The organism is Bacillus sp. FG16, from assembly GCF_057809515.1.
Genome location: NZ_JBMDKC010000065.1, coordinates 1 through 24,629 on the forward strand (window position 1 = coordinate 1; position 24,629 = coordinate 24,629).

Below are 24,629 nucleotides of genomic sequence, written 5' to 3' on the forward strand. Positions count from 1 at the left end.
GCTTCAAAGGTTAGGAACTGAACAATTGTTAAAATATTAAACGTAACTTATATAGATTAATCATCGTTAGCGTTGTAGGTATTGTACTGTATCAAACGTTATTTATGGAAACTGTCAAATATACATCCGCTACAAATGCCTCTTTACTCATTTCTATATCACCTATTTTTACAACTGTATTTGCGATTTTTCTGAAACAAGAAAATTTTTCTTCTCGAAAGTTAATCGGTTCTATGATTGCTTTTGTTGGTGCAGCATTAGTTTTAGTAGCAGGACATTCACTTACTAGTTCTTTTTATGGCAATGGAATTGGACTTATTACATCAATATGCTGGGGGCTTTATCCTGTTTTAGCAGGACCATTAATTAAAAAATATTCAGCATTACGTGTTACTACATGGTCTGCATTAGTGGGTGCGATTCCGCTATTATTGTTAAGTGGTCCGCATGTGTTTGTCATGCCATTTCAAATTACTCACGGAATGACACTATTTGCTTTACTATATTCTATTTTCTTTGTCACAGTATTCGGCTTAGTGATGTGGTATGTTGGTGTTCAAAAAATTGGGGCGTCACATACGATGGTATATATGTATATAACGCCGCTTGTAGCTGTTTTATTTGCAGCTGTCTGGGCAAATGAATATGTATCGTTTCAACAGATCATCGGTGGAATTATCATTTTTGTCGGTCTATGGTTTGTGAAATCGGAGAAAGTAAAAGTTCATTCTATTGCAGGGGAACCTATATCAAAATAGGAAAACAGATCACCTATGATCTGCTTTCCTATTTTTTTATTTTTGGTAAGAAGATGAGAAATAAGATAGCAGTAATAAGTGGGATTAAGTTTAAAAATGGAATACGGAAGAGTGTAATAAGAATAATACCAGGAAGAAGAACACCGAGGACAGCGTAAAAAATGCTATGATTTTTCGTGTACCAATACAATGAAAGTCCGATAAGTGCAGGGATAATGAGGTGAATGAGAGCCATTAAAAAATAAATCATTAGACGCCCCCTTTATTTGTGTGCTTATTACATCATATCCGTATGTTCATAGATTGATATCATTTTTTTCATAAATGGACGAAAAAAGTTTGGAAAACCGTCACAAAATATGAGAATATGATGTTCGAAATCTTGTATAATATTATTTCCTAAAAACATTTAAACAACATAAACATACGGTTTATGTTGTTTTTGATTTGAGTGAAATGGATGTAAGGAATATGAATTTGAAAGAAATTTTTTGTTGGATAGATAAGAACGAATGAAGAGGGGTACAGCATGATTAGTATGTCACTAAGATCATTTAAAATCCAATCGTATTATATACTAGGTATTTTGTTACTAGGTTGGATGTTAACACCGTTTTCAGCACACTTTTTAGGCGCTGGAATTGGGCTTATTGTAAGTATGTATTGCGTTTGGCTTTTAGGGAGAAGAATTGAGAAGCTTGGAGATAGTATTGTAAAGAAGACGAAAGCACCGACACTCGGTATGTTTAACCGTTTTGCAGCTGCCATTTTGGGTGCTATTATTATGTACGAAATTGAGCACCACATGGTTATGTGGGCATTTGCAGTAGGGATTATGGGTGGTTATTTCTTAATCGTTGTGAATTTAGGATACTATAGCATGAAAGATGAGAAAGAACTAACGAAGAGTTAAAAAAGATAAAAAGATACTTTATAGATGGAATAGAGGATCTGGCGTGGGATAGAAGCGGTCAGTGCCTATTTAAGCCCCATTCGTCGTAAACCCAGAAGATGTAGTGGGTAGGAAAGTAGTTAATATGTTTGAATCCATGATGTGTACGTGTGAAAATTTGAGTATATAAATTAAAAATTGTGCTTGGACAGTCTTTAGGTGGAATAGAGGATTTAGCGAAGAGTAGAAGCTATAAGAGTATATAGAAAGAAGCTTACGTAAAAACGTAAGCTTCTTTTTTATGTAAGTGTGTGTAACCGTTAAGCCGCATTGGGTTTTGTCGGTGAGTACGCGAAACTTTACGGTTACACGACACTTATTCATATGAGTAAAGGGTTATTTCAACAGAAAGTTTTAATTTAAGCGATTGGGCCGCCTAAGTTAATAATATCTTCAGAAACGCTTTCGAACTTTTTGAAGTTCTCTTTGAATTCATTTGCAAGCTCGATTGCTTTTGCTTTGTAAGCAGCTTTATCAGCCCAAGTTTGTTCAGGCATTAACACTTCGTCAGGTACACCTGGTACGTGAAGTGGAACTTCAAGACCGAAGATGTCATGTTTAGCTGTTTCAGTTTTTGCAAGTTCGCCGCTTAATGCTGCTTGAATCATTGCACGAGTATAACCTAAGTTCATACGTTTACCAACGCCATATTCGCCGCCAGTCCAGCCAGTGTTTACTAGGAATACTTTCGCATCGTGTTTCTCGATTTTTTCACCAAGCATTTCAGCGTAGCGAGATGCATCAAGTGGTAAGAATGGTGAACCGAAGCAAGTTGAGAATGTAGCTTGCGGAGATGTAACGCCGCGCTCTGTTCCTGCTAGTTTACTAGTGTAACCACTTAAGAAATGATACATAGCTTGCTCTTTTGATAACTTACTGATTGGAGGCAATACGCCAGATGCATCAGCAGTTAAGAAAATAATTGTATTTGGGTGTCCAGCAACACTTGGCAGTACGATATTGTCGATCGCATGCATAGGGTATGCAGCACGAGTATTTTCTGTTAAAGTAGTATCGTTGTAGTCCGCGATACGCGTTTGTTCATTAATGATAACGTTTTCTAAAACAGATCCAAATTTGATTGCATCGAAAATTTGTGGTTCTTTCTCGTGAGAAAGGTTTACACATTTTGCATAGCAACCGCCTTCAATATTGAATACACCGTTATCAGACCAACCGTGTTCATCATCACCGATTAATTTACGGTTCGGATCAGCAGATAAAGTTGTTTTACCTGTTCCAGATAAACCGAAGAATAGTGCTACGTCACCTTCTTCACCTACGTTTGCAGAGCAATGCATAGAAAGAATATCTTGTTCAGGTAGTAAGAAGTTCATAATAGAGAAGATTGATTTTTTCATTTCTCCAGCGTATTCTGTACCACCAATTAGTACAATACGTTTTTCGAATGAAACCATAATGAATGCTTCAGAGTTTGTACCGTCAACAGCTGGATCAGCTTTGAAGTTCGGTGCAGAAACAATTGTGAACCCTGACTCATGAGTTGTTAATTCTTCTTCAGTTGGACGAATGAATAATTGATGTACAAATAAATTGTGCCATGCATATTCATTAATAACTTGAATTGGTAGGCGGTAATTGCGGTCAGCGCCTGCAAATCCTTTGAAGACGAATAACTCTTCTTTTTCTTTTAAGTATTCTAAAACTTTAGTATATAATTTATTAAAATGTTCTTCAGAAATCGGTTGGTTCACAGCTCCCCAAGCAATTTTGTCAGCAACCGATGCTTCTTTCACAATAAATTTATCTTTAGGAGAACGTCCTGTATATTTTCCTGTTGAAGCAGAAACGGCACCAGTAGAAGTTAATTTCCCTTCATTTCGCATTAATACTTTTTCCACTAATTGCGGAACACTTAGTTGAATCTGTGCATTGCTTCCGTTCAATAATTCGTGTAAACCAATTTGGACATTCACAGTACTCATATTTATATACCATCCTTTTCATTTAATGAAATATTTCTCGTAATCCCCAACAAGAGTATAACACAATTATATAAATAATGTATACTATTTATTTCTTTTTGTTTGTGTGAATGCATTATTTCCCTATTAATATTTCATTTCAGGCGTATTGAGAAAAACTTTCAGGAAAATGTGAATATTAATTGACAAATGAATATCATTTCTTTAGTATAGGTTGGGACGGATACTCTCTTATCCCGAGCTGGCGGAGGGACAGGCCCGATGAAGCCCAGCAACCTCACTTGTATTGATAAATACAGGTGAATAGGTGCTAAAACCTGTGCGAGGCTACAGGTCTCGAACGATAAGAGCGAAGGGCAAAAAGCAGTATGCAAGTAGCAAATTAAACCTTTCCTCTATGTAAAGTAGGAAAGGTTTTTCTGTATGCTTGTGTGGGAGAATAAATGTATGTCGCAGTTTGTGGCAAATTAAGGATGAGTTCCGTACAATATATACAATTACTGTAGGGAGGTTTACCACATGACAAAAAAACGTCATCTGTTCACATCTGAGTCTGTAACTGAAGGACATCCAGATAAAATTTGTGACCAAATTTCTGATTCAATTTTAGATGCGATCTTATCAAAAGACGCAAATGCACGTGTAGCTTGTGAAACAACTGTAACAACTGGTTTAGTATTGGTAGCGGGGGAAATTACGACTTCTACTTACGTAGATATTCCGAAAATCGTTCGTGAAACAATTCAAGGCATTGGTTACACACGCGCAAAATACGGATTCGATGCAGAAACTTGTGCTGTTTTAACATCTATCGATGAGCAGTCTGCTGACATCGCTATGGGTGTTGACCAAGCGCTAGAAGCACGCGAAGGTCAAATGACTGACGCTGAGATTGAGGCAATTGGTGCAGGAGACCAAGGTTTAATGTTTGGTTTTGCATGTAATGAAACACAAGAATTAATGCCACTTCCAATCTCGCTTGCTCACAAATTAGCTCGCCGTTTAACTGAAGTACGTAAAGATGATACATTATCATACTTACGTCCAGATGGAAAAACGCAAGTTACAGTTGAGTATGATGAAAATGGTAAACCAGTACGTGTTGATACTATCGTAATTTCTACACAACATCATCCAGATGTTACATGGGAAGAAATCGATCGCGACTTAAAAGAGCACGTAATTAAAGCTGTAGTACCAGCAGAATTAATGGATGGAGAAACGAAATTCTTCATTAATCCAACTGGCCGCTTCGTAATTGGTGGACCACAAGGTGATGCTGGTTTAACAGGACGTAAAATCATCGTTGATACTTACGGTGGATACGCTCGCCACGGTGGCGGTGCATTCTCTGGTAAAGATGCAACAAAAGTTGACCGTTCTGCAGCATATGCAGCTCGTTATGTTGCGAAAAACATCGTAGCAGCTGGTCTTGCTGACAAAGCAGAAGTACAACTTGCATACGCAATCGGTGTAGCACAACCAGTATCAATTTCAGTTGATACATTCGGCACAGGTAAAGTATCTGAAGACGTACTAGTAGAACTAGTTCGTAACAACTTCGATCTTCGCCCAGCTGGTATTATTAAAATGCTAGACTTACGTCGCCCAATTTACAAACAAACAGCAGCTTACGGCCACTTCGGACGTACTGATGTAGATCTTTCATGGGAACGTACAGACAAAGCTGCAGCTTTAAAAGAGCAAGCTGGTCTATAATATATGAAAAAAAGCTTTGCGCGGTGAGCGCAAAGCTTTTTTTATTTCGTTTTACTTACAATTTGAATGCATGAACTACAATATACTTCTCCATCTAGCTCAATATACTTTTTCATATTAGTCATGCCTTTTCATACGTTTTTATTTCCTTTTTACATGATTTAGAAAGGGTGGGTTTCTTCTGGAACATATGCAATCAACCTTTCAATTGACGTGCTTTTCCTGCGCAAAAGGCACTGCTTAGTAAAAATAGTGTCGCGAATATAATGCTTACTAATGTAGCGTATGGAATTGCGCCTTTTAAGGAAAAGCCGACAGTGATTGAAGCGATGAATAAGAGGATAAATGTTGTTGTTAATTTTTTATATAGTTCCATAATATGTAGACCTCCAATTTATTTTTTAGTACAAGTTTTAAAATTGAATTCTATTATGTAGAAAATATAAGGAGTAGCTAAAGATGTGTAGTCTAGGAGTATAAGAAAGTGCACTTTCCTTTTTGTGGGTTAGTATACTTATATTGTATCATGGCGCATGATTGGCTTCATATATAATTGTGTAAAGATATGTATGATAAAATGAAGAAAAGTCTTTAAGAAAGGAAAGATACAAAATGAGTGTAACTGAACATAAAAAACAAGCTCCAAAAGAAGTGCGTTGCAAGATTGTTACGATTTCCGATACACGTACGGAAGAAACAGATAAGAGCGGACAATTATTACATAAATTATTAAAAGAGGCAGGACATACAGTGACCTCTTATGAAATTGTAAAAGATGATAAAGAAAGTATTCAGCAAGCAGTGTTAGCTGGTTATCATAGGGAAGACGTAGATGTTGTATTAACAAATGGCGGTACTGGTATTACGAAGCGTGATGTAACAATCGAAGCAGTGTCAGCATTATTAGATAAAGAGATTGTCGGGTTTGGTGAGCTGTTCCGCATGATTAGTTATTTAGAAGATATCGGAAGCAGCGCAATGTTAAGTAGAGCAATCGGCGGTACAATTGGACGTAAAGTAGTTTTCTCGATGCCAGGGTCGAGCGGAGCGGTTCGTCTTGCGATGAATAAATTAATTTTACCGGAATTAGGCCATATTACATTTGAGCTGCATCGCCAATGAGTAAGTGGGCTGGAATTGTATTAGCGGGCGGTATGTCGAGTAGATTCGGTGAGCCAAAAGCGTTAGCGAGCTGGCGAGATAGTACTTTTATTGAGCTTATTTTGAAAGTGATGACAAGTGCGCTCCAAGAAGTTGTAGTCATCAGTCACTCTGATATAAAAGAGCGAGTAGAGCAATTCGTACAAGTTCCTGTTATAGAAGATATTCCGCACTATAAAGGAAATGGGCCGCTTGCCGGCATTGTATCAGGAATGGAATACATAGAAGCAGATTGGTACGCTATTATGCCTTGCGATGCGCCAAATGTTTCGCATGAATGGTTTACCATTTTACTAGAGCAAACGAGCAATGAATATGATGCGGTTGTACCTATTATTAATGGAAGAAAACAGCCGCTACTTGCAGCGTATCATAACCGCGTGAAAGAAAAGATTTATGCTTTACTTCAGGAAGAGAAAAGAAGTATGGGGCAGCTTTTATCACAATGTAATGTGAAGTATGTTGCTGGAGAAGATGTACAAGCGAATACAGATTGGTTTATAAATGTAAATACAAAAGAAGAATATGTGCAGGCTCAAAAAGACCTTTCAAATGAATGAAAGGTTTTTTGATATACAGAATTGGGGAACAATTGCTGTATAAAGGTATGTGAGTAAGTTGATTTTAAGGGGAATTCTTAAAATCATTATACAGCAAAAACACTGTATAACCATATATTAATTTTTATGGTTTTTTTATTACAAGTCTGTTTAGTTATGTTTATTTTTGCTATAATGAATATGTAAATAAATGATATTTCACCTTATGTATCATTCATTTAACTAAAATTCACAAGTGTGTAATAAACTCCCTTCGTTTTTGAAGGGAGTTTTTCTGTTTAAGCAAGTAACTCTGATGCGGTATGCTGAAGGACTTCTTCATACTGGTTAAGTAAGGCGCGAAAGATCTCATCCCAGCTTTTTGATTTCGCAAAAGATGAAGCTGCTATTCCCATTTGCTCAAGTTTTTCTTCATTTTGCAATAAAGAATAAATGGATGATAGAAATGCATCCTCATTTTTAGGGGGACAAAGAATTCCCGTTTTTCCATCTGTAATAATATTTTTAACCCCGCCACTATTTGCACCAATGACAGGTGTGCCACATGCGAGTGATTCAAGTACAACATTTCCGAATGTTTCAGTAGCTGATGGAAATACCATTATGTTAGAACAAGCATATGCAGCGGCTAAATCTGCACTTTGTAAGTAGCCAGTAAAAGTGACATTTGTTTGCGGAACAGCTTCACGCAAATTTGTTGCTAGAGGTCCGTCTCCTGCGATGAGCCAATGAATGTCGTTTCGAGTATGCGATGTTTTAACGATAAGGTTTTGCAACGTATCAATATCTTTTTCAGGAGCAATTCGTCCTACATAGGAAAGAACATACTTCGCTGTAATATTATATTTTTTTCGGAATAGGTCTGTATTGTAAGCTGGATGAAAGAGTGTGCAATCTACACCACGTCCCCAAATGGAGAGGGCCTGAAAGCCTTTATTTTTTAATTGATGTAATGTTTCAGGGGAGGGAACGAAATTTTTTTGCATATGACTATGAAACCATTTTAAATAGTTCCAAAGCATATTGGTGAGAAATTCAATTTTGTAATAGCGTAAATACGCATCGAAATCAGTATGATAAGAACCGACAACTGGGATGTTTAACTTTTTGGCGTAATACAGTCCACAAAGTCCCATGTTGAAAGGTGTGGCAATGTGAATAATGTCAGGTTTAAAGGAATGAAGTTCCCGTTTAATACGCGGAGTAGGAAAAGAAAAGCGACATTCTGGATATAATATTGTTAACGGGATACTTCTCATCTTGTTCACATTAGCCACGAAATTATCTTCAGCTGTATGTTGAGGGGCGAAAACAGAATAGGCGATCTGTTCTTTCTGAAAGTAACTTGTTAATCGTTCTAACGTTTTCGCAACCCCGTTAACTTGTGGCGTAAAAGTATCGGTAAAAATGGCGACTCTCATCATATCACTCCTTTATGTGAAAAGTGGGATGAATTGATAAAAAGAGATGATGCCAGAGCAAGTGCCAAGGCACATGCCGACGAATACATCTGACGGATAGTGAAGCCCTAAATAAATACGAGAAATACCGACGCATAATGCTAACGGTAATAGGAAAGCAAGTAAGCTTGGATTATAGCAAATAAATGGAATGAAGACAGAGAAAACGGCTGTTGTATGACCAGACGGGAAAGAGTGGTCTTTTAATGGATGGACTGGATATTTCGCATCCTGAATTGTTAAATAAGGACGTTTTCGTGGATACCACCTTTTTAATATTTGTACAGGAATATGGCTAATTGCTAAAGAAATAGCAGTAGCGATTGCCGCTTGGTGTAAAGTCCCTTTTGCAAAAATTAAAAAGAAAAGTGTAAGTGTAATGGAGAAAGTAGCACCACCGATATGGGTAATATTGCTGAAAAAGATATTTAATGTTTTTTGATCAAAGTAGCGATTAATTCCTTTAAAAATGTAACATTCTATTTTATATAATCCACTGACCTTCATGAAAATTTTCCTCCCTCGTTTACATATATATGGAGATATTAGCTTTTATTTTAATAAGATTTTGTTGAGGGAGTAATAATGTTTTGTAAAGAAAAAGTTAGTTTTTATATAAAAAAAGCTGCCAGTATTATGGCAGCAGTAAAATCATTTTTGTAGTGATTTATAATATTGACCTTTTTCAACATACTGCGTACGAATACGCTCCATATCTTTACGGTCTTCTTCTGTTAATTCACGAATGACTTTCGCGGGACGACCGAAAGCTAACGTGTTTGGCGGGATTTTCTTTCCTTGTGAAACGAGGCTTCCAGCGCCGATAAAAGCTCCTTCGCCAATTTCAGCACCATCTAATATAATGGATCCCATTCCAATTAAAGCATCCTTTTTAATATGACAGCTATGTAAAATAACTTGATGCCCAACTGTAACATCATCTTCTAAAATAAGAGGATACTGAGGGCTTTGGTGGAGTGTACATTGGTCTTGTACATTTACTCGGTCTCCGATTATTGTTGGTGACACATCACCACGGATGACTGTATTAAACCAAATACTTGATTCCTCGCCAACGGAAACATCGCCTGTAATCGTAACATAGTCAGCGATAAAAGCACTACTCGAAATTTTTGGATTTTTTTCTTTGTAAGGATATATCATGTAAAGTCTTCCTTTCCTAGAGACTAGTTTTAGTGTATCAAATTATGAGAAAGAGTGAAATGGAGGAGGTCCGTATGTGGAATTATGAAGCAGAGGAAGCGAAAGCTGTCATTGTTATCGTGCACGGCGCAATGGAATATCACGGACGTTACGAAGCCGTTGCGGAAGTGTGGAATCATATCGGCTACCACGTCGTGATGGGGGACCTTCCGTCACATGGAACGACTTCAAGAAATAGAGGACATATTGATTCATTTGATGAATACATAGAGGAAGTTAAATTATGGGTGAAAGAAGCAAGAAAGTATAGGTTATCTATCTTTTTATTTGGTCATAGTATGGGCGGTCTTATCGTCATTCGTATGATGCAAGAAACGAAGAGAGAGGATGTAGATGGTATTGTTTTAAGTTCGCCATGTTTAGGTGTAGCAGCCGGACCTTCTGCTCCACTTCAATTTGCTTCAAAAATATTAAATGTTGTGGCTCCAAAATTGCAATTTGCAACGAATCTTACGGTGGAAATGTCAACAAGGAATCATGAAGTGAGAGATGCAATGGAGAATGATTCATTGTTCTTGCGCAAAGTATCAGTACGTTGGTATAGTGAATTGATTAAGTCTATCGAAATTGCTCATAAAAAAATAGACGATTTTCCAGACGTTCCGCTCTTGCTAATGCAAGCATGTGAGGATAAACTTGTAGATAAAACACGTGTCCGCATGTGGTTTGATAATGTTAAAATAGGTGATAAGGCATATAAAGAATGGCCGAATTGTTATCACGAGTTATTAAATGAGTATGAGCGTGATGAAATTTTGAATTATATTCAGTCATTTACTGAAATACATGTCAATAATATAGTAAAAACAAACAAATAAATCATTATTTGTACATTTAATAGAGGAGATGAAGGAAGAAGTGAACGTACCGAGTAATCCCATAACGCTCATGGCGAAAGTATACCGTGATGTGTTTCCGGTTGTACACCATGAGCTAGCGATGTGGAAAGAGCGTGCCTACCATATTCCGAATGATGAGCTTCATAGTCAGGCAATCGCAAGTATTGAGCATAAAACGTTTCATTGTGAGGGTGGTGGCATTTTATCGCTGCTAGCAAATGAACACCGAGAGGAATGCATTCGTTTTATCGTAGCGTATCAAACAATCAGCGATTATTTAGATAATTTATGTGACCGCAGTACATCACTTGACCCAAATGATTTTGCCGCACTGCATGAATCTATGTTAATGGCATTATCACCTGAAGTAGAAGGTGGCGGTAATTATTATCGCTATCGTGATGATCAAGATGATGGTGGTTATTTAGATGAACTTGTTGAAACGTGCCAAGATGTTTTAAAGAAAACGAAGCACTATGACAAAATTGCTCCTGTTCTTCATGAACTTGCTTGTTATTATTGTGATTTACAAATTCATAAACACGTGAAGTTAGAAGAAAGAGAACCGCGCCTGAAAACATGGTTTGAAGCACATAAAGAAAACTTACCTGAGATGAGCTGGTTTGAATTTTCAGCATGTGCCGGTTCTACGCTTGGAATTTTCTGTCTTGTAGCATATGCATTTCATGATGAATTACATGATGAAGATATTGCGAAAATTAGACAAGGATACTTCCCTTACGTACAAGGACTTCACATCTTACTTGATTATTTCATCGATCAAGAAGAAGATCGTATCGGCGGGGATTTGAATTTCTGTAGTTATTATGAAAACGAGCAAGCGATATTAGATCGTATGAAACACTTTGTAGAAGAAGCAGAGAAGAGCATTGGTGATTTACCTCATGCGAAGTTTCATCGTCTCATAAGCCGAGGATTACTTGGTATTTATTTATCAGACCAAAAAGTATCAGCACAAAAGAATATGCACAAAATGGCACGGCGCATTGTAAAATACGGAGGTCTCACTTCACGATTCTTCTATTGGAACGGGAAGATGTACCGAAAGAAAATGGCGCAGTGATGAAGAAAACCACTCATGTAGAGTGGTTTTTTTTATTATGACCGTATTTTTGAAAATACATATATGAGAAGTTCAATTGCAAAAATAACTAAAACAGATAGTCCGAATAAAGGCATGACAGCGCCTAGTATAACCATCATGATAAAGAAAACGAATATACTTTTCTTATCTCTTTGTTTTGGAGGTGCTGCTAATTTTCCTTTCGGCTTTCTTGCTAACCACATTTTTATTCCGTAATAAATGAGAAGTAGTAGAGATAATGTCGTTAGTAAGCATAATATTTTATTTGGCCATCCGAATAAATGTCCTTCATGAAGCGGGATACCGTAAGTGAACCATTGTGCAAGTAATCCATAATCACGATAGTCCGTTTTTGAAATGAGTTCCCCGCTATATTGATCAAAGTAAGCTGTTATCTCTTCACTTGGTGCAACATGCATCCCTGTAATACCAGAACCGCTCGATTTCGAAACAGTGAATACACCTTTCGGATCAGCTGGTAGTGAAATAACATATGGCTTCTTTATTTCAATTCCTTTTTGTAATTCATCGACAGAAATTGCTTTAGGTTCATTTGAATTCGATTCAGGAGGAGCTTCTTTTCTTGTTGCCCACGGCAATTCTTTTACCTTTGATTCAGGCGGTGCCATGTACAATTTTGGATATCCGAGTGATTCATTAGAAGATGCAATTTTATAAATTTGGTTCCCCATAAATCCTGACCATGGCAATCCAGATGCGATTAGCAGAAAGAGAGGAATTGTAAATATAATACCGATAATAGAATGACGTCTTTTTGCTTTCTCTCGCTTATTGGATGAGGGTGTGTTTTTGAATTGGCGTATACTCATGTACAATCCGGTTACGATTAAAAAGATTGTCCAGCATGCCGCAAGTTCTACAGTATAGTTGACGACAGTGCCACCAACTAAAAGAGAACTATGTAATTCCCTCATTATATTGGCAAATGTTTCACTTGCGTTTTGATCCCCAACAATTTGATTATTACTATCTAAATACACATATTTTTGTTGCCCAGTATACTCATTTGCAATCGTAAGTCTCGTATTATAATCCCCATTAAATTCACTAATTTTCGCCACGCTATAATGTGGATATTTTTTCTCTGTTAAGGAAATAGAATCAGACATCGAAATAGATTCTGTTTGAGCACTCTTCCCAAAATATAAATCTTTATAGATGAAATCTTCAACTTCCTCCCGAAATAAATACCCAATTCCGCTTAGTGACAAAGTAATAAGAAGCGGCGTAATAAAAAGCCCAGCATAAAAATGCCAACGCCAAAAAATGTAATGAAGCGAACGATTTTGTTTCATACTTTCAGTTCCCCTAACCTTCCCTATATGAATAACTACTTATTTAATATAGCGAGATTAAGTGTGATTACTTTGAAAGAATTGTGAAGAAAGTTAAAAGTTTTTAGGGGTTTCAACATTTATAAATATTTCTTCTTATTTGATAAATACATCTCAACAACCGCTTTCGCAAGACATTGAGCAGAATCAACAAAATCCTCACTCGCCACCACATTCAAATCGGTACATGCGATAATTGCAGTATCTACTTCATCTTCCAACTGTAAAACGAGCGCATTCCACAATTCGCGAGCTTCTTCACTCTCTCCAGATTTAATCCAAGTAATAATTTGATTAATCATTTCCTGCCATTTTTCATGATGAATGTACTCTATATTACGTTTTGCAATCCCATCTTGGTAAATCCCAGCTTGAACAGTTGCTTCTGTTGCGAGAAGAGCAACTCTTTTTGTATTTTCAGGAATTGTTTTTAACGTCTCATCAACTATATTCAAAATAGGAATAGAAAGAGATCGCTGTAATTCTTCAAAATAAAGATGCGCCGTATTGCACGGCATAGCGATAAAGCTTGCGCCAGTACTTTCAAGTTTTTGTGCTCCTTCAATAATCGCTTTTTTCATCGCTTCGTGATCAATAGGGTGATCCATGTAAAACGGTGTTGGGCACGAGTAAATCATCATATGAGGAAAGTCCATATCATGCTTTGCTTCGTATATTGTTTGGCACCTTGCTACAACTATATCGACGAATGGTCCAGTTGATTTTGGTCCCATTCCTGCTAGTATTCCGATCATTGGTTTGTCTCCTTTAAGATTGTATATATCCATTATATAGGAGGATAACAAAAAAACGTGCAGTGAATGCACGTCTTTTTTTGTTACGTTTTGTCGAACAATCGATATATCCGAGAAATCGTTGATATATTGTAAGTTATGATAGATATATCGAAAAAATCGTTGATATATCCTGAGTTACGATAGATATAATTGAAAAATCGTTGATATATTACCCCGCATTAACGGGCAGTAAAACTCCCACCTTAAAATTCGCCTGGAGCAAAGAGGTTAGGTGGGAGATAAACGGCCCATAAATGCCCGATTGGTTCAACTAATAATCAGTGGGGATGCCCCCACTGATTAAAGTTTCACTTTATCGCTTCTCAATCGCCACAATAAATGGTGGGTTATTTTGCTGGTTAATGAAGCCGTATCGCAGTACGTGTGCTTGTTTTTGGTCTAGTTCTTCAGCAAATGTAAGCACAGCGTCGCGTTCTACTTGTCCTTCTGGGTGTCCGTGGTAAATAACAAGGACGATGATACCTTCAGGTGCCATTACTTCTAATAATTGTTCGATCGCTGAGATTGTTGAGTTCGGTTTTGTAACGATATGCTTGTCTCCGCCTGGAAGGTAACCTAAGTTGAAAATTGCGCCTGTTACTTTTCCTTTTGCATCTTCCGGTAATACGGATAGAAGCGTATCGTGACTATCGTGAACTAAAACAGTACGTTCAAAAAGCTTTTTTTCTTTTAGACGAGTTGTTGAGCTTTCAATTGCCTCTTTTTGAATATCAAATCCAAATACTTTTCCGTTATCTCCAACGATTTCAGCTAGGAAGCAAGTGTCATGGCCGTTTCCTAAAGTTGCATCTACAGCGTAATCGCCTTCCTTTACTGCTGTTTGCAAGAGAGTGCGAGCAAACGGTAATACACGTTCTAATTTCATTTTTGTTTCTCCTCATTTGCATATTTTCCTTGCCAGCTTCCGCGGCGCACAAATTCTGCATCGATGGAATTTAATACTTCCCATTTATTTAAGCTCCACATTGGGCCAATCATTAAATCAGGTGGACCGTCACCTGTGATACGGTGCACAATTACGTCTTCTGGAATAATTTCAAGTTGGTCAACAACGAGACTTACGTAATCCTCAAGAGAAAGGAACTCGAGTTGTCCTTTTTCATATTGCTTCACCATTGGCGTTCCTTTTAATAAGTGAAGTAAGTGGATTTTAATTCCTTGTACGTCAAGCTTCGCTACTTCACGAGCTGTTTCCATCATCATGTCGTAATCTTCAAGTGGAAGGCCGTTAATAATATGAGAACAAACTCGAATGCCGTGCTTACGTAATTTATTTACACCTTCCACATAAGACGGATAATCGTGAGCGCGATTAATAAGATTTGCAGTACGTTCATGAACAGTCTGTAGTCCGAGTTCAACCCAAAGGTAAGTGCGTTTATTTAAGTCCGCTAAATATTCAACAACATCGTCTGGTAAACAATCTGGACGAGTTGCGATAGAAAGACCGACAACGTCTTTTTCTGCTAGAAGCGGTTCGAATTTTTCTTTTAACACTTCAAGTGGTGCATGTGTATTTGTGTAAGCCTGGAAATAAGCGATACATTTTCCATCTTTCCACTTTGAGCGCATTTTTTCTTTCATTTCATGATATTGCGTTATAACATCATCGCGGCGATCGCCAGCGAAGTCACCAGATCCAGCAGCGCTGCAAAATGTACAACCGCCATAAGCAACTGTACCGTCACGGTTCGGGCAATCGAAGCCAGCATCTAATGAAACTTTAAAGATTTTTTCACCAAATTCATTTCGTAAATGATAATTCCATGTATGATAACGTTTATTGTCGTTTGTATATGGAAAAGGGTTTTGAACCTTCATTACTTTCCCTCCTAAGCCGAGTCAAAATAACACAAAATCCATTATAACATACTCATAAGGTTCATAAGGAAGGGACACACTAAAGGGGAATTGAAGCAAGGAGGGACAATTATGGCAGAGCGTCAATCACTTGAATCGTATATTACACAAGCGGAACAAGCGGTGGAATATGCGAAAGAACAATTAGACCAAGGTATGAGACAAGAGCATTATAATACGATGGAGTATTCGGATGCGCAGTTGCAATTAGAACAAGCATATAACGATTTACAAACGATGCAACAACATGCGAATGATGAGCAACGTGAGCAATTAAATAGAGCACGTATGGCAATTCGCCAATTGCAACATCAAATGATTATTACACCGCACTAATAAGGAGTGAATGTAATGGCGAAACGTTCAGATCAAAATAACCCAGAGCAAAAAACGCAAAATGGACATAACGCTGAGTTTTCGAATGAACTTGATCCGATTGTTCAAGTAAAACAGCGTAATAGTAAAAAAGGACAACCTCAAAAGTCGAAACAATCAGAGTAGACCAGGTCGCAATATGACCTGGTTTTATTTTGCTATATGACAATAATGTAAGATTCCTGTAAGGTTTGCCGATAGTTGTAATTGTCCTTTTCCAGTAGAGTAAGGGAGGATTAAATTTTGGACAAGGAGCTGCTTTATGGGGAACAATATTACAAACAAACGAATTGATGAGTTAGATTACATTCGTGGCTTTGCACTACTGGGGATTATTTTAGTAAATATTCTCGCATTACTTAACATTAAAATCCCAGATCCTAATACAGTGGATGCGAGCTATCAAAGGTTTCTATACTTATTTGTAGAAGGTCGTTTCTTCTCAATCTTCTCATTCTTATTTGGAGTAGGATTTTATATCTTTATTTCAAGAGCGATTGCGAAAGGGAAAAATGGCTATGTTTTATTTTTACGTCGCTTAGTAGCATTATTTATTTTTGGTTTAATTCATCAAATGTTTCAGCCTGGCGAAGCGCTGGCGTTATACGCAATTTGCGGATTAATCGTTTTACCGTTTTATAAAGCGAAAAAAGAAGTGAACCTAGTACTAGGACTTATTTTGACAATTGCCTTCAGTGTAATGGGAGTTAAAGAACTATTACCACTTGGCTTAATTTTATTAGGGCTTGCTGCAGGACAATATCGTGTATTTGAAAATCTCGCGCAAAATATAAAGAAAGTCGCTATTTTTACAGGTATTATGTTTGTTTTAAGTGTCATAGCTGTATGGTATCAATATGGGCACGTTCCTGCTGAACCATTTATAAATATGATACTTGAGAATGAGGATGGAACAATGAATGCTGCAAGCCAATTTTTAAAAATTGGTGTTACAGTTGGACCGATTATTTCAGCTTTCTATGTTGGAGCATTAATTTTATTACTTCAATTAAAACCAGTTCAAACATTGTTAGCGCCACTGAAATATTATGGCCGAATGGCTTTAACGAATTATATTGGACAAACTGCAATGATTTTAATCGCAGGAAGTGTATTTAACTTTGCAGAAAACTTGACTTACATGCAGACGTTATATGTATGTATTGCAATTTATGCAATTCAAATTGTATTTAGCGTAATTTGGATGAAAATCTTTAAAATGGGTCCATTAGAATGGATTTGGCGTGTTATTACCTATTGGACGGTAACACCTTTAAAGAAATAGAGAGAGAGGTGGGCTGTTCCTTTTGTGGAACAGCCCATTTTTATTGTCATCTTTTTCGGTAAGTCGCTATTCCTTCGCGGATCGCCGATATATATTGAAAATCGCTAATAAAATTTCATTTATCAACGAACCTTACACACCTATCTTTTTTATATTACAAAAGTGTAAGGTAAATGTAATGTTAACAAATAGCAGTTCGCCTCTAAAAAGCGCAAAATAGGTAATGGAAAAACAAGCGTAGGAGGATATATATGACGAAACCAGTTGTAGACGTGAAAAACGTCCAAAAAGTGTACGGTAAAAAAGGTGAGAACCAATCACATGCGTTAAAAGGTGTTTCATTCTCAATTCAAGAGGGTGAGTTTGTAGGGATTATGGGACCATCTGGTTCTGGTAAAACGACATTATTAAACGTAATTTCAACACTTGATAAAGCAACGGGCGGCGTTGTTGAAATTGCGGGTACGGATATTACGAAAATGAAGCAAGGTGAACTTTCTGATTTCCGTTCACAAAAATTAGGATTCATTTTCCAAGACTTTAACCTATTAGAGAACTTATCTATTTATGAAAACATCGCACTTCCATTATCTCTTCAAGGTGTCGCGTCACGTAATATTGGACCGAAAGTAGAAAAAGTAGCGGATATGTTAGGGATTACAGAAATTCTTCAAAAGTATCCATCTGAAGTATCTGGTGGACAGAAACAACGTTCAGCAGCAGCGCGTGCTTTAGTACATGAGCCTGCAATTATTTTAGGGGACGAGCCAACAGGAGCGCTTGATTCTAAAAATGCAACGAGTTTACTTGATGCGATGACAAACTTAAATAAAGATCAAGGCGTATCTATTATGATGGTTACACATGATCCGTATAGTGCAAGTTACTGTCAGCGTATTTTATTCATTCAAGATGGTGAGCTATATAAAGAAATTCACCGCGACGGTACACGTGAAGAGTTTTATAAAGAAATTTTAGATGTGCTTGCGGACTTAGGTACACAAAAAGCGTAAGAAAGGAGGTTCTAGAGCATGTTATTCAAACTTTCCATGTCAGGGCTAAAAAGTAAGCTGAAAGATTATATCGTCTTACTTGTCGGTCTTGTCATGTCTATCTCAATTTTTTATATGTTTCAAACGTTAGCGCTGAATAAAGCGTTTATCGAATCCAACTCAGTTATTCAATCAATTGGATTCGTATTCCAAGCAGGTTCATTTTTATTAGCTATCATAACGTTCTTCTATATTTTATATGCGAACTCTTTCTTATTATCTCTTCGTCAAAAAGAGTTTGGTATGTATATGATGTTAGGAGCGAAAAAACATAAAGTTACATTACTTATGTTTATTGAAACGATTGTATTAGGTGCTGCTTCTCTTGCAATTGGACTTGTGGTTGGGGTAGGACTTGCAGAAGGTATCGGACAGTTATTAATGAAACAATTAGAATTTGCTGGTGAAGGCTATAAAGCATTCTACCTGCCATCTATGACTGTTACTTGCATCTTCTTCTTTGCGCTATTTATATTATCAGCAATTATGAACAGTATTAAATTATCACGTATTTCTGTACTGCAACTTGTACATGCAGATGCGCAAACAGAGCGTGTTGCAGTAAAAGGCAAAATGACAGGTTTAGTTGCATTCCTAGCGGTTATTTTATTAGGGATTGGCTATGCATCAATGATTTACATGGAAAAACTAAGAGAAATGGGAATCCTTATTGCATTAATTACAACAACAGCAGGTACTTACATGCTATTTGGATCACTCCTTCCAGTCATTATTAAAAAGTTAAAGAGTAATAAAAAGCGTAGTGAAAAAGGACTTAATGCTTTTACATTTGCACAATTAAATTTCCGTATTAATAGCTTAACGAAAGTGCTTGCTACGGTAGCAATGTTAGTTGCTCTTGGAGCTGGTGCAATTTCAGGTGGTATGGCGTTTAAAAATAACGTTATAAAAACGGTTGATGGATTTGAAATTTATGATTCAGTTATTCATAATCCTACAGCCGAAGAGAAGAAAATTTTAGAGGGCATATCATTTAAAAGTAAAGCTGAGTATCGTTATAAAGTAGACGACAAATATATTTATTATGTAAAAGAAGATTTAGAGAAACATAAGCCATTTATTCGAAATGGTGTAGGTAAAGAGAATTTCGGTAAATATAAAGAAATTTCAGGAGAGGCTCCAGTAGGTACAGTAGCAGGAGTGAGCTCAGAACAAACTCAAAATGAAAAAGCAATGCCTGAAGAATGGGATGAGGCATTTAGAACAATCCAACCATATTATATATACCAAGATCGTGCCATTAAAATTGTAGATCAAAAAATGTACGATACTGTAAATGGTAAAGAAGGAATCGTATTTACTGGAAAAACAGGCGATTTCGTAGCACACACAAAAGAATGGAAAAAACTTGACGAGTTGCAGCTAGCTAAATATAAAAATATAAAAGCTGAGCAAATGAGTAGTAAATATCAAGTGTATGACATGTTCTACGGTCTTGCGAGCGGAACAGTGTTTATGGGCTTCTTCCTTGGAATTGCTTTCTTAGCAATGATGGCAAGCTGTCTTATGTTCAAAATTCTTTCTGGTGCATCAAAAGATATTACGCGTTATCAAATGCTTCGTAAAATCGGTGTACGCCGTGAATTATTAACGAAATCAATTTATAAAGAGTTATTCTTAGTATTCTTATTCCCAGCAATTGTGGGTATCGCTCACGTATTAGTTGGTATGAATATTTTCGGATTTATTTTAGTCGATCCGTACTTCCGTATTTGGGTACCAATCATAATTTTCGTAGTTATTTACACGATTTATTACCTTATTACAGTTCAATTGTATAAAGGAATTGTTCTTCCGAAAGAAGATTAATAAAAAACCGAGCGAAATCGCTCGGTTTTTATTATTTTCAGAAAAAACACTTTAATGTTACTGAAATGTATAATATAATGTAAATAAGTAACGTAATATAAAAGTAGAAGCAGCTTGATAAGGAAAGGAGGAATCCAATCTATAGAAAGAAGCTGAACTTTTATCCCCTATTTCTTTTCTAACCACAACGTATTTGTACAATTGTAAATTTCCAAATTGAAAACTGCTTGGATCACAAAAGTATATTGTGAAAATAATGGATAATACATGGAAATCTCATAGCATGATAAGGTAAAATGGACAACATGATGAGAAAATTACCGTTCATAAGATGAGGAGAATACATGTATGGAAGTTGTAGAGGCATTAAAAGATATAAACCAAATTGAGGCTATGAAAAAATATTTAAAAGAGCACTCCCAGCGAGATTATCTTTTATTTGTTATTGGAATTAACACAGGATTAAAAATTACAGAACTACTTAGTATGAAATTTGAAGATGTATTACATGAAGACGGGACTGTTAAAGAGTTTTATACTCTTCCTGTGAAAGATGAAAAATTTAAACAAGATATTTATTTAAATACAAAAGTAAAAGAAGCGCTTTTAGATTACGTACAATCTATTGGCGTTAAAAGAGAAAATTACGTATTTCAATCTAATAAAACGCCAAATTCAATTACGCGCCAACAAGCGTATCGTGTAATTCATAATGCTGCAGAAGCAGTTGGAGTTGTTGGTAAAATCGGAACGAATTCAATGCGAAAAACGTTTGGATTTCATGCATACAAAAGAGGGATAGCGATTGCGCTATTGCAAAAACATTTTCATCACGCGACTCCATCAGAGACGTTAAAGTATTTAGGTATCTCAAAAGATGAAACCTTTAAAACGGAGATTGATGTCGATTTATAAAAGCCGTAACTAAAAAATTAGGGGGCGGAAAATATGAATATTAGAGAGAGTGAACTGCCGGGTATTGGATGTAAGTTTGAAGTGATTACAAAAGGTAATGAAAAGATGGTTATCGTTATTCATGATGATGGCCGAAGAGAAATGTACCATTTTGATGCGGATCATGAGGAGAGTATTTCAAGCGTCTCTCTTCGTGATTCCGAAGCGAGACAAATTGCAGCTATATTGGGCGGAATGGTATATAGACCACAAGCTTTAGATACGATTGAAATGGCTTTTGAAGGATTATCAATAGAGTGGTTTAAGGTGGAAAATAATGCACCAGTCGTACAAAAAACAATTGGTAGTTTACATGTCCGAAACACATATAATGTAACAATCATTGCCATTTTGAAAAAGAATATGAAGAAGTTCTTTAATCCAGGCCCAGATTCTATCATTGAAGCTGGCGATATGCTTGTATTATCAGGCGAAAGACATGAAGTAAAAAGAATCATTAATGAGTTGCTTTCAGTAGGAGGGGATTCATAATCGATGGATACTTTAATCTTTGAAGTTGGAACTGCGTTAGTATTAGTCGCTTTTGCAGCTATTCTCGCTGCAAAGTTAAAGTTCTCGATTATTCCGTTTCTCATTATACTCGGTATGCTAGTGGGGCCTCATGCCCCAGATTTAGGGCTTATCGATTTAAGATTTATTGAAAGCGGAGAAGTTATTTCCTTCCTCGGCCGTGTTGGCGTTATATTCCTCTTATTCTATTTAGGCTTAGAATTCTCAATTAAAAAATTAATTAAATCAGGAAAATCAATTGCTTTTGGGGGAACTGTTCATATATCGCTTAATTTTATATTAGGTTTACTTTACGGATATATAATGGGTTTCCCCTTATTAGAAACATTAATTATTGCTGGGATCATAACAATTTCATCGAGTGCAATTGTTGCGAAAGTAATTGTTGATTTAAGAAGATCTGGTAATAAAGAGACGGAGCTAATTTTAGGAATCATTATGTTTGACGATATCTTTTTAGCGGTATATTTATCAGTCGTTTCAGGATTAGTACTCGGAGGGGCAACGTCATTTGTAGGTGCTCTTACATCCATTTTAATAGCAGTAGGATATATGTTACTATTCTTTGTAGTTGCTAGAAAAGCTACACGATTTTTAAATAAAATGTTAGATATTTCATCCAATGAAATTTTTATTATCGTAATATTCGCTATTTTGTTCTTCGTAGCAGGATTTTCAGAAACGATTCATGTTGCAGAGGCGATTGGAGCATTATTATTAGGGCTCGTCTTTTCTGAAACAGAGCATAGTGATCGAATTGAACAGCTCGTTGTTCCGTTTCGTGATTTCTTTGGAGCTATATTCTTTTTCAGCTTCGGTTTAAGTATAGACCCATTTTCGCTTGGAGGAGCAGTGTGGTTGGCATTAGGAGCAGTTTTCATTACTCTTATCGGTAATTTTACTGCTGGAATGGTTGCGGGACGTAAAGCCGGGTTATCACATAAGGCTTCTACAAATATCGGTTTAACACTTGTATCACGCGGAGAATTTTCCATTATCGTCGCTAATATTGGAATTGTGGGCGGCTTAATGGTAACGATTAAACCGTTCTCAGCTTTGTATGTTTTAATATTGGCATCGTTAGGACCTTTGTTAACGAAAGAATCTGGGAGAATATATTCCTTATTAGATAAAATATTTAAATGGAGCGCTAAAGAAAGTGCGAAGAGAGAAAAAGAAGTTGGATAGTAGAAATAAGGGAGACTGCATGAACTTTATGCAGTCTCCCTTATTTCTATATTGTTACGGATGTCGTTTTTTGTCGGTAAGTCGATATATTTAGAAAATCGCTGATATATTTCAAGTTGTGGTCGATATAATTGAAAAATCGCTGATATATTTTCAAGCAGGGATAAATATAATTTCATTTACCGATAAACCATTATCTGAATTTCATCAACTATTAATCAGTTGCCTTCCTATTTAAAAACGACTACAATTTTACTGTTATATATGAACGAAAAAAATAGAATAGGAGGGGAAACTATGCCAAGGAAAGTATGGCTATTAGTAGCTGGGATGATTATTAATGTCACGGGTGCTTCTTTTTTATGGCCTTTTAATACAATTTATTTGCATGATCACCTAGGAAAATCTTTATCTGTGGCCGGGATGGTACTAATGATCAACTCGCTTACTGGTGTAATCGGAAACTTGCTCGGCGGTGTTTTATTTGATAAATGGGGCGGTTATAAATCAATTTTAGTAGGGATTGTCATTACACTCGTATCGATTTTAGGTCTTGTGTTCTTCCACGGTTGGCCGTTATATGTTGTGTGGCTAGCGTTAATCGGCTTCGGTTCTGGGATGGTCTTCCCATCGATGTATGCGATGGTTGGTACGGTTTGGCCAGAGGGCGGAAGACGAGCGTTTAATGCGATGTACGTTGGACAAAACGTTGGTATTGCGATTGGAACAGCGTGTGGTGGTTTAGTTGCTTCATATCGTTTTGATTATATTTTCTTAGCGAACTTTATTTTATACTTTGTTTTCTTCTTAATTGCTTTTATTGGATTCCGTGGTATGGAAGACAAGAAAGAGCCAGGAGTGCAAAAAGAAGTTGAGACGAAAAAAGGTTGGTCACTTACACCTGGATTCAAAGCACTTCTTATCGTATGTGTAGCATATGCTTTATGCTGGGTTACATACGTACAGTGGCAAGGAGCGATTGCAACACATATGCAAGAATTGAATATTAGCCTTCGTCACTATAGTTTATTATGGACGATAAACGGAGCGATGATTGTTTGTGCGCAGCCACTTGTTAGTATGCTAATTCGCTGGATGAAGCGTTCTTTAAAACAGCAAATTATGATTGGAATCTTCATTTTTGCGGCGTCATTCATTGTGTTAAGTCAAGCGCAGCAATTTACGATGTTTCTCATTGCGATGGTAACATTAACAATTGGTGAGTTATTTGTATGGCCAGCGGTGCCGACGATTGCAAATATACTTGCGCCAAAAGATAAACTAGGTTTTTATCAAGGTGTTGTAAATAGTGCGGCGACTGTAGGGAAAATGTTCGGGCCGGTCGTTGGCGGAGCGATTGTTGATTTATACAATATGGAAGTATTGTTTATAGCAATCATGGTAATGCTTGTAGTAGCGCTTATAGCAACGAGTATTTATGATAAACGAGTAAAAGTAGAAGAAACAGTTGAAGAAAAAATTGCAGTTTAGTTTGACGGAACATGTTCACATGTTTTAGAATATATTTAAATAAAACAACCTTTAGAACAAGGGAGATAGCTCGGCTGTCTTAATATGAACTCGTTAGTTATTAAGAGTAACGATTAACCGAGAAGTCCTCGCTTTAAGTAAGCTCTTAAGAGATACTAATTGAAGG

At 36.7% G+C, this 24,629-nt stretch carries 25 protein-coding genes, 1 pseudogene and 1 riboswitch; of the genes and pseudogenes, 16 read left to right on the top strand and 10 right to left on the bottom strand.

Annotated elements, in window-relative coordinates:
* Positions 1-50: 50 nt before the first annotated feature.
* A pseudogene (locus ACODS7_RS21235) lies at positions 51-758 on the top strand (DMT family transporter); the annotation flags it as partial.
* A gap of 28 nt (positions 759-786) precedes the next feature.
* Here the strand turns inward: ACODS7_RS21235 and ACODS7_RS21240 are convergent.
* On the bottom strand, positions 787-1,008 hold the full coding sequence (locus ACODS7_RS21240; protein ID WP_000639042.1) for a hypothetical protein: 222 nt from the start codon (positions 1,006-1,008) through the stop codon (positions 787-789).
* A gap of 279 nt (positions 1,009-1,287) precedes the next feature.
* Between ACODS7_RS21240 and ACODS7_RS21245 the strand changes: the two genes are divergently transcribed.
* Positions 1,288-1,671 (top strand): ATP synthase subunit I, encoded by a 384-nt coding sequence (locus ACODS7_RS21245; RefSeq protein WP_000624926.1) that lies wholly within the window; start codon positions 1,288-1,290, stop codon positions 1,669-1,671.
* 398 nt (positions 1,672-2,069) lie between these two features.
* On the opposite strand, the gene pckA is transcribed toward ACODS7_RS21245, so the two are convergent.
* On the bottom strand, positions 2,070-3,656 hold the full coding sequence (gene pckA, locus ACODS7_RS21250) for a phosphoenolpyruvate carboxykinase (ATP) (protein ID WP_016079985.1): 1,587 nt from the start codon (positions 3,654-3,656) through the stop codon (positions 2,070-2,072).
* A 228-nt stretch (positions 3,657-3,884) separates the two neighbouring features.
* Positions 3,885-4,006: riboswitch (SAM riboswitch) on the top strand.
* A gap of 169 nt (positions 4,007-4,175) precedes the next feature.
* Here pckA and metK point away from each other — a divergent pair.
* The gene (metK, locus tag ACODS7_RS21255; RefSeq protein ID WP_000163117.1) at positions 4,176-5,375 is read left to right on the top strand and encodes a methionine adenosyltransferase; all 1,200 of its coding nucleotides are present in this window, start codon (positions 4,176-4,178) and stop codon (positions 5,373-5,375) included.
* A gap of 196 nt (positions 5,376-5,571) precedes the next feature.
* On the opposite strand, the gene ACODS7_RS21260 is transcribed toward metK, so the two are convergent.
* Entirely contained in the window at positions 5,572-5,751 is a 180-nt protein-coding gene (locus ACODS7_RS21260; RefSeq protein ID WP_002123244.1) for a hypothetical protein, read from the bottom strand.
* A gap of 236 nt (positions 5,752-5,987) precedes the next feature.
* On the opposite strand from ACODS7_RS21260, the gene ACODS7_RS21265 reads away from it, so the two are divergent.
* Together ACODS7_RS21265 and ACODS7_RS21270 are read left to right on the top strand one after the other, a co-directional pair.
* Complete coding sequence (locus tag ACODS7_RS21265) at positions 5,988-6,497, top strand: MogA/MoaB family molybdenum cofactor biosynthesis protein (RefSeq protein ID WP_016079987.1); 510 nt, start codon at positions 5,988-5,990, stop codon at positions 6,495-6,497.
* Positions 6,494-7,096: a molybdenum cofactor guanylyltransferase gene (locus ACODS7_RS21270; RefSeq protein ID WP_016079988.1), complete on the top strand. Its 603-nt coding sequence runs from the start codon at positions 6,494-6,496 to the stop codon at positions 7,094-7,096. Before ACODS7_RS21265 ends, ACODS7_RS21270 begins: the two co-directional genes overlap by 4 nt.
* 278 nt (positions 7,097-7,374) lie before the next feature.
* On the opposite strand, the gene ACODS7_RS21275 is transcribed toward ACODS7_RS21270, so the two are convergent.
* From ACODS7_RS21275 to ACODS7_RS21285, 3 genes are all read right to left on the bottom strand, one after another.
* Positions 7,375-8,517: a glycosyltransferase family 4 protein gene (locus tag ACODS7_RS21275; RefSeq protein WP_050844603.1), complete on the bottom strand. Its 1,143-nt coding sequence runs from the start codon at positions 8,515-8,517 to the stop codon at positions 7,375-7,377.
* 12 nt (positions 8,518-8,529) lie between these two features.
* Positions 8,530-9,063, bottom strand: a complete 534-nt coding sequence (locus tag ACODS7_RS21280) for a phosphatase PAP2 family protein (protein WP_043935243.1) — start codon at positions 9,061-9,063, stop codon at positions 8,530-8,532.
* Positions 9,064-9,207: 144 nt separating this feature from the next.
* On the bottom strand, positions 9,208-9,720 hold the full coding sequence (locus ACODS7_RS21285) for a gamma carbonic anhydrase (protein WP_000640219.1): 513 nt from the start codon (positions 9,718-9,720) through the stop codon (positions 9,208-9,210).
* Between the two features lie 74 nt (positions 9,721-9,794).
* Here ACODS7_RS21285 and ACODS7_RS21290 point away from each other — a divergent pair, with 74 nt between their 5' ends.
* Together ACODS7_RS21290 and ACODS7_RS21295 are read left to right on the top strand one after the other, a co-directional pair.
* The gene (locus ACODS7_RS21290; protein WP_243168820.1) at positions 9,795-10,598 is read left to right on the top strand and encodes an alpha/beta hydrolase; all 804 of its coding nucleotides are present in this window, start codon (positions 9,795-9,797) and stop codon (positions 10,596-10,598) included.
* Positions 10,599-10,638: 40 nt separating this feature from the next.
* Entirely contained in the window at positions 10,639-11,703 is a 1,065-nt protein-coding gene (locus ACODS7_RS21295; protein ID WP_001102475.1) for a tetraprenyl-beta-curcumene synthase family protein, read from the top strand.
* Positions 11,704-11,738: 35 nt separating this feature from the next.
* Here ACODS7_RS21295 and ACODS7_RS21300 read toward each other — a convergent pair whose 3' ends face one another.
* From ACODS7_RS21300 to mnmL, 4 genes are all read right to left on the bottom strand, one after another.
* Complete coding sequence (locus ACODS7_RS21300; protein ID WP_029443460.1) at positions 11,739-13,040, bottom strand: PepSY-associated TM helix domain-containing protein; 1,302 nt, start codon at positions 13,038-13,040, stop codon at positions 11,739-11,741.
* A 119-nt stretch (positions 13,041-13,159) separates the two neighbouring features.
* Positions 13,160-13,834 carry an aspartate/glutamate racemase family protein gene (locus ACODS7_RS21305; RefSeq protein WP_243168821.1) on the bottom strand — a complete coding sequence of 225 codons (675 nt, stop codon included), beginning with the start codon at positions 13,832-13,834 and terminating at the stop codon, positions 13,160-13,162.
* 355 nt (positions 13,835-14,189) lie between these two features.
* The gene (gene mnmM, locus ACODS7_RS21310; protein WP_029443458.1) at positions 14,190-14,762 is read right to left on the bottom strand and encodes a tRNA 5-(aminomethyl)-2-thiouridylate-methyltransferase MnmM; all 573 of its coding nucleotides are present in this window, start codon (positions 14,760-14,762) and stop codon (positions 14,190-14,192) included.
* The gene (gene mnmL, locus ACODS7_RS21315) at positions 14,759-15,718 is read right to left on the bottom strand and encodes a tRNA modification radical SAM protein MnmL/YtqA (RefSeq protein WP_000868033.1); all 960 of its coding nucleotides are present in this window, start codon (positions 15,716-15,718) and stop codon (positions 14,759-14,761) included. The genes mnmM and mnmL overlap by 4 nt, the downstream gene beginning before the upstream one ends.
* 111 nt (positions 15,719-15,829) lie before the next feature.
* Between mnmL and ACODS7_RS21320 the strand changes: the two genes are divergently transcribed.
* The 9 genes from ACODS7_RS21320 to ACODS7_RS21360 all read left to right on the top strand — a co-directional run bounded on the left by ACODS7_RS21320 (position 15,830) and on the right by ACODS7_RS21360 (position 24,463).
* Positions 15,830-16,093 (top strand): YtzC family protein, encoded by a 264-nt coding sequence (locus tag ACODS7_RS21320; RefSeq protein ID WP_000840869.1) that lies wholly within the window; start codon positions 15,830-15,832, stop codon positions 16,091-16,093.
* A gap of 15 nt (positions 16,094-16,108) precedes the next feature.
* Positions 16,109-16,258 (top strand): hypothetical protein, encoded by a 150-nt coding sequence (locus ACODS7_RS21325; protein WP_001129340.1) that lies wholly within the window; start codon positions 16,109-16,111, stop codon positions 16,256-16,258.
* 136 nt (positions 16,259-16,394) lie between these two features.
* On the top strand, positions 16,395-17,417 hold the full coding sequence (locus ACODS7_RS21330) for a DUF418 domain-containing protein (RefSeq protein WP_088115289.1): 1,023 nt from the start codon (positions 16,395-16,397) through the stop codon (positions 17,415-17,417).
* A gap of 251 nt (positions 17,418-17,668) precedes the next feature.
* Positions 17,669-18,430, top strand: a complete 762-nt coding sequence (locus tag ACODS7_RS21335) for an ABC transporter ATP-binding protein (protein ID WP_000165835.1) — start codon at positions 17,669-17,671, stop codon at positions 18,428-18,430.
* Positions 18,431-18,448: 18 nt separating this feature from the next.
* Positions 18,449-20,299, top strand: a complete 1,851-nt coding sequence (locus ACODS7_RS21340) for an FtsX-like permease family protein (RefSeq protein WP_243168822.1) — start codon at positions 18,449-18,451, stop codon at positions 20,297-20,299.
* A gap of 348 nt (positions 20,300-20,647) precedes the next feature.
* Positions 20,648-21,214: a tyrosine-type recombinase/integrase gene (locus ACODS7_RS21345; RefSeq protein WP_016079999.1), complete on the top strand. Its 567-nt coding sequence runs from the start codon at positions 20,648-20,650 to the stop codon at positions 21,212-21,214.
* Between the two features lie 33 nt (positions 21,215-21,247).
* Entirely contained in the window at positions 21,248-21,745 is a 498-nt protein-coding gene (locus ACODS7_RS21350) for a cation:proton antiporter regulatory subunit (RefSeq protein WP_001026053.1), read from the top strand.
* 3 nt (positions 21,746-21,748) lie between these two features.
* Positions 21,749-22,972 carry a cation:proton antiporter gene (locus tag ACODS7_RS21355; protein WP_243168823.1) on the top strand — a complete coding sequence of 408 codons (1,224 nt, stop codon included), beginning with the start codon at positions 21,749-21,751 and terminating at the stop codon, positions 22,970-22,972.
* A 297-nt stretch (positions 22,973-23,269) separates the two neighbouring features.
* Complete coding sequence (locus ACODS7_RS21360) at positions 23,270-24,463, top strand: MDR family MFS transporter (RefSeq protein ID WP_029443455.1); 1,194 nt, start codon at positions 23,270-23,272, stop codon at positions 24,461-24,463.
* Positions 24,464-24,629 lie beyond the last annotated feature (166 nt).

Coding starts and splice junctions, on each gene's coding strand:
- ACODS7_RS21240 (WP_000639042.1), bottom strand. CDS start 1,008: ATGATTTATTTTTTAATGGCTCTCATTCACCTCATTATCCCTGCACTT.
- ACODS7_RS21245 (WP_000624926.1), top strand. CDS start 1,288: ATGATTAGTATGTCACTAAGATCATTTAAAATCCAATCGTATTATATA.
- pckA (WP_016079985.1), bottom strand. CDS start 3,656: ATGAGTACTGTGAATGTCCAAATTGGTTTACACGAATTATTGAACGGA.
- metK (WP_000163117.1), top strand. CDS start 4,176: ATGACAAAAAAACGTCATCTGTTCACATCTGAGTCTGTAACTGAAGGA.
- ACODS7_RS21260 (WP_002123244.1), bottom strand. CDS start 5,751: ATGGAACTATATAAAAAATTAACAACAACATTTATCCTCTTATTCATC.
- ACODS7_RS21265 (WP_016079987.1), top strand. CDS start 5,988: ATGAGTGTAACTGAACATAAAAAACAAGCTCCAAAAGAAGTGCGTTGC.
- ACODS7_RS21270 (WP_016079988.1), top strand. CDS start 6,494: ATGAGTAAGTGGGCTGGAATTGTATTAGCGGGCGGTATGTCGAGTAGA.
- ACODS7_RS21275 (WP_050844603.1), bottom strand. CDS start 8,517: ATGAGAGTCGCCATTTTTACCGATACTTTTACGCCACAAGTTAACGGG.
- ACODS7_RS21280 (WP_043935243.1), bottom strand. CDS start 9,063: ATGAAGGTCAGTGGATTATATAAAATAGAATGTTACATTTTTAAAGGA.
- ACODS7_RS21285 (WP_000640219.1), bottom strand. CDS start 9,720: ATGATATATCCTTACAAAGAAAAAAATCCAAAAATTTCGAGTAGTGCT.
- ACODS7_RS21290 (WP_243168820.1), top strand. CDS start 9,795: ATGTGGAATTATGAAGCAGAGGAAGCGAAAGCTGTCATTGTTATCGTG.
- ACODS7_RS21300 (WP_029443460.1), bottom strand. CDS start 13,040: ATGAAACAAAATCGTTCGCTTCATTACATTTTTTGGCGTTGGCATTTT.
- ACODS7_RS21305 (WP_243168821.1), bottom strand. CDS start 13,834: ATGATCGGAATACTAGCAGGAATGGGACCAAAATCAACTGGACCATTC.
- mnmM (WP_029443458.1), bottom strand. CDS start 14,762: ATGAAATTAGAACGTGTATTACCGTTTGCTCGCACTCTCTTGCAAACA.
- mnmL (WP_000868033.1), bottom strand. CDS start 15,718: ATGAAGGTTCAAAACCCTTTTCCATATACAAACGACAATAAACGTTAT.
- ACODS7_RS21320 (WP_000840869.1), top strand. CDS start 15,830: ATGGCAGAGCGTCAATCACTTGAATCGTATATTACACAAGCGGAACAA.
- ACODS7_RS21325 (WP_001129340.1), top strand. CDS start 16,109: ATGGCGAAACGTTCAGATCAAAATAACCCAGAGCAAAAAACGCAAAAT.
- ACODS7_RS21330 (WP_088115289.1), top strand. CDS start 16,395: ATGGGGAACAATATTACAAACAAACGAATTGATGAGTTAGATTACATT.
- ACODS7_RS21335 (WP_000165835.1), top strand. CDS start 17,669: ATGACGAAACCAGTTGTAGACGTGAAAAACGTCCAAAAAGTGTACGGT.
- ACODS7_RS21340 (WP_243168822.1), top strand. CDS start 18,449: ATGTTATTCAAACTTTCCATGTCAGGGCTAAAAAGTAAGCTGAAAGAT.
- ACODS7_RS21345 (WP_016079999.1), top strand. CDS start 20,648: ATGGAAGTTGTAGAGGCATTAAAAGATATAAACCAAATTGAGGCTATG.
- ACODS7_RS21350 (WP_001026053.1), top strand. CDS start 21,248: ATGAATATTAGAGAGAGTGAACTGCCGGGTATTGGATGTAAGTTTGAA.
- ACODS7_RS21355 (WP_243168823.1), top strand. CDS start 21,749: ATGGATACTTTAATCTTTGAAGTTGGAACTGCGTTAGTATTAGTCGCT.
- ACODS7_RS21360 (WP_029443455.1), top strand. CDS start 23,270: ATGCCAAGGAAAGTATGGCTATTAGTAGCTGGGATGATTATTAATGTC.